Annotated in this window: 7 protein-coding genes; 3 read left to right on the top strand and 4 right to left on the bottom strand. The window is 55.9% G+C overall.

Annotated elements, in window-relative coordinates:
* Positions 1 to 190: cyclic nucleotide-binding domain-containing protein (locus ACTH3S_RS16955; protein ID WP_441810192.1), on the bottom strand; the 190-nt coding region annotated here is incomplete at its 3' end.
* 113 nt (positions 191 to 303) lie between these two features.
* On the opposite strand from ACTH3S_RS16955, the gene ACTH3S_RS16950 reads away from it, so the two are divergent.
* Positions 304 to 741, top strand: coding sequence for a CopD family copper resistance protein (locus ACTH3S_RS16950; protein ID WP_441810191.1), 438 nt, complete (start codon positions 304 to 306; stop codon positions 739 to 741).
* A 12-nt stretch (positions 742 to 753) separates the two neighbouring features.
* On the opposite strand, the gene ACTH3S_RS16945 is transcribed toward ACTH3S_RS16950, so the two are convergent.
* The 3 genes from ACTH3S_RS16945 to ACTH3S_RS16935 form a co-directional block, all read right to left on the bottom strand.
* The gene (locus tag ACTH3S_RS16945; RefSeq protein ID WP_441810190.1) at positions 754 to 2,232 is read right to left on the bottom strand and encodes a surface lipoprotein assembly modifier; all 1,479 of its coding nucleotides are present in this window, start codon (positions 2,230 to 2,232) and stop codon (positions 754 to 756) included.
* Positions 2,233 to 2,386: 154 nt separating this feature from the next.
* Positions 2,387 to 3,340, bottom strand: coding sequence for a Slam-dependent surface lipoprotein (locus tag ACTH3S_RS16940; protein ID WP_441810189.1), 954 nt, complete (start codon positions 3,338 to 3,340; stop codon positions 2,387 to 2,389).
* 66 nt (positions 3,341 to 3,406) lie between these two features.
* Positions 3,407 to 6,685: a TonB-dependent receptor domain-containing protein gene (locus tag ACTH3S_RS16935; RefSeq protein ID WP_441810188.1), complete on the bottom strand. Its 3,279-nt coding sequence runs from the start codon at positions 6,683 to 6,685 to the stop codon at positions 3,407 to 3,409.
* 307 nt (positions 6,686 to 6,992) lie between these two features.
* Here ACTH3S_RS16935 and ACTH3S_RS16930 point away from each other — a divergent pair, with 307 nt between their 5' ends.
* Positions 6,993 to 7,745, top strand: a complete 753-nt coding sequence (locus ACTH3S_RS16930) for a hypothetical protein (protein WP_441810187.1) — start codon at positions 6,993 to 6,995, stop codon at positions 7,743 to 7,745.
* 50 nt (positions 7,746 to 7,795) lie between these two features.
* A complete protein-coding gene (locus ACTH3S_RS16925; protein ID WP_441810186.1) occupies positions 7,796 to 8,176 on the top strand; it encodes a LysR family transcriptional regulator in 381 nt (126 codons plus the stop codon).
* The last annotated feature ends 32 nt before the right edge of the window (positions 8,177 to 8,208 follow it).

Below are 8,208 nucleotides of genomic sequence, written 5' to 3'. Positions count from 1 at the left end.
ACCCTTCTGGCCCGAGTCGGTATAGGCGAACACAACCGGACTGCAACAGAAAATAGTGCTCCAGCCTGTCGCCCTGACGAAAGACGTGTTCACCTCGGTTGACCAATGGCGTGCGGGCGTCGTAAGTCAGTTTCCTGAGACTGTTTAATGGTAACTTGCCAAACGGGGTAGTTCTGGCTAACTCCTCCATGGGGTGTCCTCCTGAGCCTGTTGATAATAGTCATCATCATTTGTGATTTCAATGCGGATAATAGTGATTCTCAAGAGGTAAGGCTTTATCTGCAATGGAGTTAGGAAACGTTTATGGAATACCCCATTTTGTTAGTCGTTCATCTGAGTTGCGCCATTCTGTTCATCGGTGTCGTTGCTTTCGAGGTTCTTTTTCTGGAACCCATCCGTAGGCATCTGCCGGATAACATGATGGAGCTGGTTGAGGCGGGTATTCATACCCGGGCCCGGCGCTTTATGCCTTTCGTTGTTGTACTGCTGTTTGCATCGGGTGTTGGCCTGTTATGGCGCGTTTATCTGGAGGGCTGGTATCCCCCGTTTTCAAGCACTTTTTCAACCTTACTGACAATCAAGGTTCTGCTAGCGGTCAGCGTTTTAGTGCATTTTGTAACCGCCATTCGAGCCTCGCTTTGTAACTGTATGACATCCCGCCGGTTCAAATTGACCCATTACAGCGTATTTACCCATATGGTGCTGATCGTGATCCTGGCCAAAATCATGTTTTACGTGTAAGGAACGAAAGGGTCAGAAACTGCGCCTTAGCATCAGGCTTATCTCGGTCTGCTCAAAACCGAAAGCCCAGTCCAGGTTGCTGTCATTGATGCTATGGCGCACCTTGAGCTCCGGGTTCATTCCGGCAATCTTCCAGTTGCCAACGCCAGCGCTGAGGATATACACCTGTTGGTGATCACGGCGACGATCTCCCAGGAAAAAGTCATGGGCATCGTTATGGCTGTTGCGGTAGACACCCAGCGCATTGACAAACAACCCTGCCTGACCGGAAAACGCGTGATAGATACCCGCACGCACAGCCCAATCTTTGCTGCTGGCTTGTTTCAGATCGTACTTACTGCGGCTCAGCGCAAACCCACCATACAGGCTGGTGCTGAGCTGAGGCATGTACGATACAGTGGTGTCCCACTGGTAGCGTTTGTAATCAGTGCCGATGTTTTGCCCGTTGCGGGTGTATTCATAACGTTTTGCATCGAGACTGGTGCCCACCTGCCATTGCCGGTTGAACGAATGGCGCCATTCCAGTTCCAGGCCGTGGGCCAGGTATTCACTGGTGCGGTTGCGGTAGTAGTGCTCCAGGTAGGGAGTCAGGCGGACGCTGTCCCGGGCGTCCAGGTACTGATAGTCCACCTGCAGTAGCGCCAGGTTGGTGCTGTAATCCTGGATAACCGCGGTTTCGGACGGATTGGTTTCCGGGTAGTAGTTGCCATAGCTGACGGGGCGGAATTGCAGGTTGTGGTTGCCGGCCAGGTTCACGCGGCGCTGCAGAGACAGCTCGTAGCTGGCCATTTCCGATTCGATGGCCTCTGGCATCCGCCGCTCGAACAGGCAGTAGCCGGCAAACGCCGACAGGCAGGAGTAGTACCCGTTGCCCTGGTTGATGTTGTCGTTATAGCCAAGACCAAGGGCAAAGCTGCCATGCCAGTCGTCACGAATGGCCAGCGCCTGGCGGTATTGCCGGACCAGATGCTGTGCCTGGGGCGGCAGGCCTGCGGCCAGTGCCTTTTCAAAGCCTGCCTTGGCCCGTTGGTCCTGATTGTCTTCAAACCACAGCCGTGCCAGTTCCAGGCGGATGCGGGCATCGTCCGGTTCCAGCTCACTGGCGGTTTCCATGCGTTCCAGGGCCCTGGTGTGGTTGCCCTTGAACCGGGCCAGCAGGCTTTCGGCCATGGCCACCAGGGCCGGCCGGTGGCCAGGCAGTTGCCGGTAGCGGTCCAGGAAGCCGGGCAACTGGGACCACTGGTTGGTGTTGATGGCCACGTAGATAGCCGGGGCCAGGGCCTCCAGGGTGGTTGGCACCTGATAGCGCCGGCCTTCGTACATCAGTGTGCCGGGCGGGGCAGCCAGCTTTTCCTCGCCCCGGGTTTGCTGTTCCAGGGTTCGGCGGGTCTGGTCCTGCAGAAAACGTGTGTCATCGTCATCGGCCCGGGTGCCGGGCGCGACCAGGCAGGCCAGTAGCAATAGCCCCATGGCGGTGAAACGGCAAGGCATAGCGTATTCCCACAACGAATGTGCGTGCATTAGAATGGAGGCCGGCGAACCGGCCTCCGAAGGTGCTCCCGAAAGCGATACCGAACGGAACCCATCCGGCATCGCCCTGTTTGACGCTCTTCACTGGTGGCAGCCAGTGGAGAGTGGTCAAACGTTACGGGGTGATGGTACCGCTGATTTTGCTGCCGCCAAAGGCGACATCGTCAGCGACGCCCGCTCCGGCCTTGTGTATCCCGGCCAGAGCCTCGGCGCCGTTATAGAAACGGCCTTCGATCGTGGTGCCTTTATCGAAGGTGCCATCGTTTCTGATGTTCGTACCGGTGAAGTCGACGGTGTCGGTACCCCGGTCAATGGATCCGGAAAGCGAGCCCGAGCCGGACGAATAGCTGGCGGTCAGCGTACCGCTATACAGGTTCGGGTTATCCGGCGACCCGCCGGCGGTGGTGCCCACGCCATTGATGCCCACCACGCTGTAGGTGGCGTTCACTGCGGTTGGCATGGTATCAACGGCATTATCCCCCACGTACCAAACGGTCCGGTCATTGCTGGCCATGTTCAGGTCGGTGCTGTCCTGCGGTGGTGTCCCGGTCGCCCGAGGTGCCCACTCGCCAAAGTACACGCCGTTGCCCACTGACAGAGGAACCGCAGGGTCGGCAGCGGAGCCGGTGCTGTTGGCGCCCACTTGGCCAATCACCAGTCCGCCGAACTGGGGCGCGAAGGAAAGCGTAGTGATCTGGCGCACGCTGTTGATAGCGAAGTTGGCGTAGGTGCTGCCGCCGCCGTTCACCGATGCGTCGGCCTTCCATACCTGGGCGACGGAAAGCCCGCCAAACAGGCCCATATCAGCAGGCGTCATAATGGCGCCGTTGCCATGGTCATCGATGGCGTTGTTGGAACCGTTGACCGGGCCGCCGGCCAGGTCGATATAACTGCTGGCGCCGTTCAGGGCGACCCCTGAGTTATTGCCTTTGAACAGACTGTGGTCTGACTTTCCGGTTTCAACGCCCGAGGTATCGGAGCTGCCGCCCTGCACATTCGGGGATGCCGCAAAGGCGGCACCGCTGCCCACCAGCGCCATGATTGCCAGTGTTAATGTTGACTTTTTCATATCCATTTCCTTTTGGTTAACAGTGATGAAAGACTGGTTTTTTTCAAGAAAAACCAGCAAAAAAAGCTAGAAATTAACCTTCAGCCCTGCCGTCAGGGTGCGCCCCGGCCCCGGCATCAGGGTCTTGGCCATGGGATCCAGATAGTATTCATCGGTAACGTTGGTTACCCCCAGCTTGAAGGTGATGGAGGGGTTCACCCGGAAGTTGGCGTAGAGGTCATGCAGCAGCACTGACTGGGTATAGAAGGTGTCTACCCCCTGGCGGAACCAGGCATCCCGGATGGCGAAATCGTTATAAGCTGAGATACCCGCCTCGGAGTCCAGCAGGTTGTCCAGTTGATCGTTTTCCACCGCGGAGTGGTAGGTGCCGCGCCAGCCCATGTCCAGGCGGTTATTCAGCAGGCGGGTGCCAAGGGTCATGTCAATGGAATACTCGGGTAGCATGCTGCTGCCGCTGTAGGTGCCAGGAAAGCCGCCGGTGACACAGCTGGGAATGCGGTTGTAGTAGGGGTCCATGCCCGAGGCATAATCACGGTCGCAGAGTTTCTGCTTCAGCCGGTAGGAGGCGCCGAGACTGCCGTAAAATCCGCCGGTATCGAAGCGGGACTGCAATTCGATGCCGCTGGTTTTCTTCTCGTTGAACTGAATAACGTTGTAATAGAGGTCCCGGTCGATGAAGTTCTCGATCTCGGTGTCGTAGTAGCTCAGGCGAACGTCGGCAAACCGAAGGTCGGGGAAGAACTGGGTGAGGTCGTGGCTGTAGCCCAGCTCCCAGTTGGTGCTGCGCTCGGGTTTGCTGGCACCGTTCACGGCGAGATTACCAACCGTGCCGCCGCCGTTGATGATGGCGCTGGAGGTCAACTCGTTAACGCTGGGGAAGCGGGTGGTTTGTGCGTAGCGCAGGAATGCGGTGCCATACGAGGTGACCCGGGCGGTGGCGCTCAGTACCGGGCTGAAGGAGTCGCCGGATTGCTCCTCGGGCATTTCCCAAGCCTTCCCGGTATCAATATTGTCGTAGGTTCGCCTGCCATAGACTCCCTTGGGGATGACCCGGCGCACGGTCGTGCCCGGGTTGTAGGGATCCTCCACCACTTCGGTGGCGTCCACCTCGCCGTTGGCGAAGGGGTTCTGGGACGAATCATACTTGCCATCCTTGGCGGGCAGAAGAACGCGCTTCTCCCAGTAGTTTCCATTTCTTATATCATTAGGGGCTGTCCTGAGGAGGCCAAACAGAGTGTTATCAAACTCATCGGTATTGGCTGATCCGTCCGCGTTAAGGAGCGTTTCGATACGAAGGCTCGAAAAGCTGGTCGCATTCTGTGAAGACAGAAAACTCACCAGCTCCGTCGCGGCATCCCGGAATCCAGCGTTTCTTGTTGGGAAAGATCCGGTGAGATAACGATCACCTCCCGTGGCATGGTAGATGAATTCGTAGGTTTCAAAGTTTGCAGGGTCATTAAGGTCAACTGAGTCACGTGCGTTTTCGTACGCCGTGCTCAAACGTTCCAGTTCCGCCTTCATTTCGGGCGACATCAACTCCTGGTATTCCAGCTCCAGTCCGGCCAGGCGCCGTTGTGCTGCATAAAACGCTTCCTGCTGACGGCGGCGCTCGGCGGTGCCGGTGTCCTTGCCTGCGTAGTGCAGGTAGCGGGTGCCGGCAGTCAGGTTGAGCCAGTTGGTGGGTTGCCAGGCCAGGTTTATCATGGCTGAGTATTCTTCACGCTCGCCCGAGCGCGGGCCGAGACGATCGGTGGATGCAAACAGAAAGCCGCCGTCCGGTGCTACGCCCCCGGTTGTGCTGACCAAGGAATTGACCCCTGTTATCCCTTCGTCAAGCTTTTCCTTCTGGTAGCCGCCACCAAAAGTAAATTGCAGGGAGTCGGTCAAGCGCATCAGGTTGCTGAAATCAAAACCGGTGCGGTCGTGGTTGGTCCACTGTCGGCCCTTGGAGACGATGGTGCCGTCGTGCTCCGGCTCCGGATAATAGCCTGGCGCTATCTCTTCATAAATGGTTTCCCAGAATTCCAGTTCGTCATAGGTGGCCTGGTCGATGTCAATGGTGTAGGGGCTGGCGCCGGTCTGGTAGCGGGTGCCCTCGGCTTTGGTGTGCCATAGGCTGGTTTCCAGATCCAGCCAGTCCGATCCGGTGGGCTTGAGGTCGTAACTGAGGCGGTACCGGTCGAGCCGTAAATCCGAGTGTGGGTATTCGAGCACGAACTGCCGTTCGTTTTCCCAGTCGCGGTCTGGCTCTGCCTGCTCTGCGCCCTCCCTGTAGCCCCATAGCAGTATTGAGTTGCCGGGTGTGGTCTCTCCGAAAGTGGAGTCCGTTCGCATGAACTGTAGGCCGAGCTTCTGGTTGTTGGGCAGGTACCAGTTGTTCTTCACCAGGATGGTCTTAGTTTCGTTGGCTGTATTGAACACTTCGTTGCCTGGGTAATACAGCTTGGTCAGGTTCGGAATGTATCTGTCGGTGGTGTCTTCGGCGTAAGGGTCGTGGCCCGAATACTTGTCGGCGTTTTCTTCCCCTGCGTAATAGTTGCCCGTGGTGCGTTCACTGTAGGCTAGCAAGATATCCAGAAACTCGTTTTGCCCGGCAATAGCCAGTGTTTCCGCATGGTCTTCGAAGTTCAGGATCTCCCCATCATCTTTGGTGCGTGGGTTCGGCGAGGGCACGTTGATTGTGGTGACAGCCGCCCGTTCCGCGCCGGGTATGTTGCGGTAATCCTGGCCGTACAAGGATGAAGCGTCGAATCGTGGCTTGCTGGTATTGCCGGAGGTCTCCGCATTGAGCTCTATGCCAAAATTGTCGCCTTCGGGAATAATATCGCCGGGCTCGATGGTTCTGATGCTCACCGCCCCACCGGCACCACTTTTGATGCCCCGGCTTAGTGATGGGCCTTTTTCCACTTCGACGCTGCGCAACAGAGCTGTGTCGATATAGCTGCGGTTACCTGCGCCAAAGAAATGCAGCCAGACGTTGGTGGATTGCTCGGTACCGTCGACGGTCAGCGGTGTGCGCCCTTCGCCGGTGATGCCGCGAATATTGGGGGTAATGGACTGACTGCTGCGAGTGTCCATGCTGTACACCCCGTTCATGCCCTTGAAGACATCGCCGGGGTTGGCAGTCTGGAATCGGTCGAGTTCTTCCTTGTCAACGTAAAGGTTGGAGACGTTTTTGGTGTAAACCTCTTCCTGCTTGATTTCGTCGCTATCCCCATCGGCGGTGACCAGGATGGGTTTGAGCTCTTCGGCAGCATCGGCATCAGGGGTGGCGAGCGTGTTTCGTTCAGCGTCGTCTGCCTGCGCTACGCCGGTGCAGGAAATTACCAGAGCCAAAGGGATCACGGGGTGTCTCCACCGATATTTCTGTGAGCTGTGCCTTCTTCTGGTAGGGGGTGTGGACGTCATGGACTGTTTTCTCCTAAACGAGTTTTACTTACGGCGGTGATGGATTAATCCTGCAAGGGTAATAGGGAGCCATCTTAGTGATAATGATTGTCATTTAGGTATGACAATTGTCATCACCTTTGTTCAGCTTTGATTTGTCCGCCAGAGCTAGTGTCTGCACGCCAATGAATAAGATCGATTATTGTTCGCATTGACGAGATTTGTTGTTTTAGATAGCCTGCTAGTGCATTTTTGGGAGATGAGCGTGGTCGATAAATTTGCAGGTGGGCTCAGGCTATGGGCTGGGCTGCTTTCCCTCTTCACCGTGAGCCTGGCTGTGAATGCGGACGACGGTATGGATCTATACGATTACGTGTTGGAAGCCCAACGCACTCAGGCTGAACTTCAAGCGCGTATTGACAACGCCGACGATGAGGTACGCGCCAGGCTTGACGCACTACGTCAGGCCCGTGAGGAGCTGCGTCGGCTAACGGCTTATAACGCTGAGCTGGCACCGCAGGTTGAGGGTCAGGCCAAGACACTTGAACGACGCCTTGCTGCGCTGGACAGCCTTGAATCCATGCTTGCTAATGCCGATCTGGGGCGTGCTGAAAAGCTTGAACGCGTGCTGGCCGCTTGGCGCAGCGAACTGGATTATGGTCTTGAGTTTGATTCCTGGCGTGCTGCTTTTACATCAATCTGCCGGAATTGTGATCGAGCAAGTCAAGGCTGTAGGCCACTGTTCACAACACGTTCAGAGCAAAAGGAAGAATCTAAAGCCATAATTCCTCATAAAGATGAATCGCTCATCCATGTGGTTTTACCGCTTACCTCGATAAAAGTTACCAACTTTATTAATACGAACCGGTGGTTTCTCGGCACCTCAGCAGCGCATTTCAGCGAAAGTTACCAACACTATTTTTCAGAGTCCCGTGCGCAAGCCAGTTTTATGCGACCTACAGGACTGATTTGTTACCAACTTTTTTATGCTTCCACAACACCGATGCCTAATTACTAGGATTAAAAAAATGCCCCTGTTATGCTCAGCCTAACGGGGGCATTTTTGCTATGAACATCAAGTCGTTAGAAACCTTCTTCTGGATTGCCAAACTGGGCAGCTTTCGAGCCACGGCGAAAAAGCTTTACGCCTCACAACCGACGATTTCTGCTCGAATTTCCGGCCTGGAAGATGAGCTTGGTATTGAGCTGTTCGACCGGTCTGGCCGCAACGCTGTGTTGACAGCCAAAGGTCGACAAGTGCTCTCTTACGCCGAGAAAATCCTCCAGCTTCACGCCGAATTACTCGATACCGTTGCTAGTCCGGATGCTATTCAAGGCACGATTCGATTGGGGGTTGCAGAAACCATTGCATATACCTGGCTCCCTGAGCTGATAGAAAGGATTAACGAAACCTACCCCGCCATAAACCTAGCAGCCTGTCGGACTTAACCAAGCAGTATCGACATGAGATAATCGGGGCA

The sequence above is a fragment of the Marinobacter sp. genome (genome assembly GCF_052094685.1).
In the GTDB taxonomy this organism is placed as follows: Bacteria; Pseudomonadota; Gammaproteobacteria; order Pseudomonadales; family Oleiphilaceae; genus Marinobacter.
Note: the sequence above shows the minus strand (reverse complement) of the source record. Positions and strands in the feature narration are given on the sequence as shown.

Coding starts and splice junctions, on each gene's coding strand:
- ACTH3S_RS16940 (WP_441810189.1), bottom strand. CDS start 3,340: ATGAAAAAGTCAACATTAACACTGGCAATCATGGCGCTGGTGGGCAGC.
- ACTH3S_RS16925 (WP_441810186.1), top strand. CDS start 7,796: ATGAACATCAAGTCGTTAGAAACCTTCTTCTGGATTGCCAAACTGGGC.
- ACTH3S_RS16945 (WP_441810190.1), bottom strand. CDS start 2,232: ATGCCTTGCCGTTTCACCGCCATGGGGCTATTGCTACTGGCCTGCCTG.
- ACTH3S_RS16950 (WP_441810191.1), top strand. CDS start 304: ATGGAATACCCCATTTTGTTAGTCGTTCATCTGAGTTGCGCCATTCTG.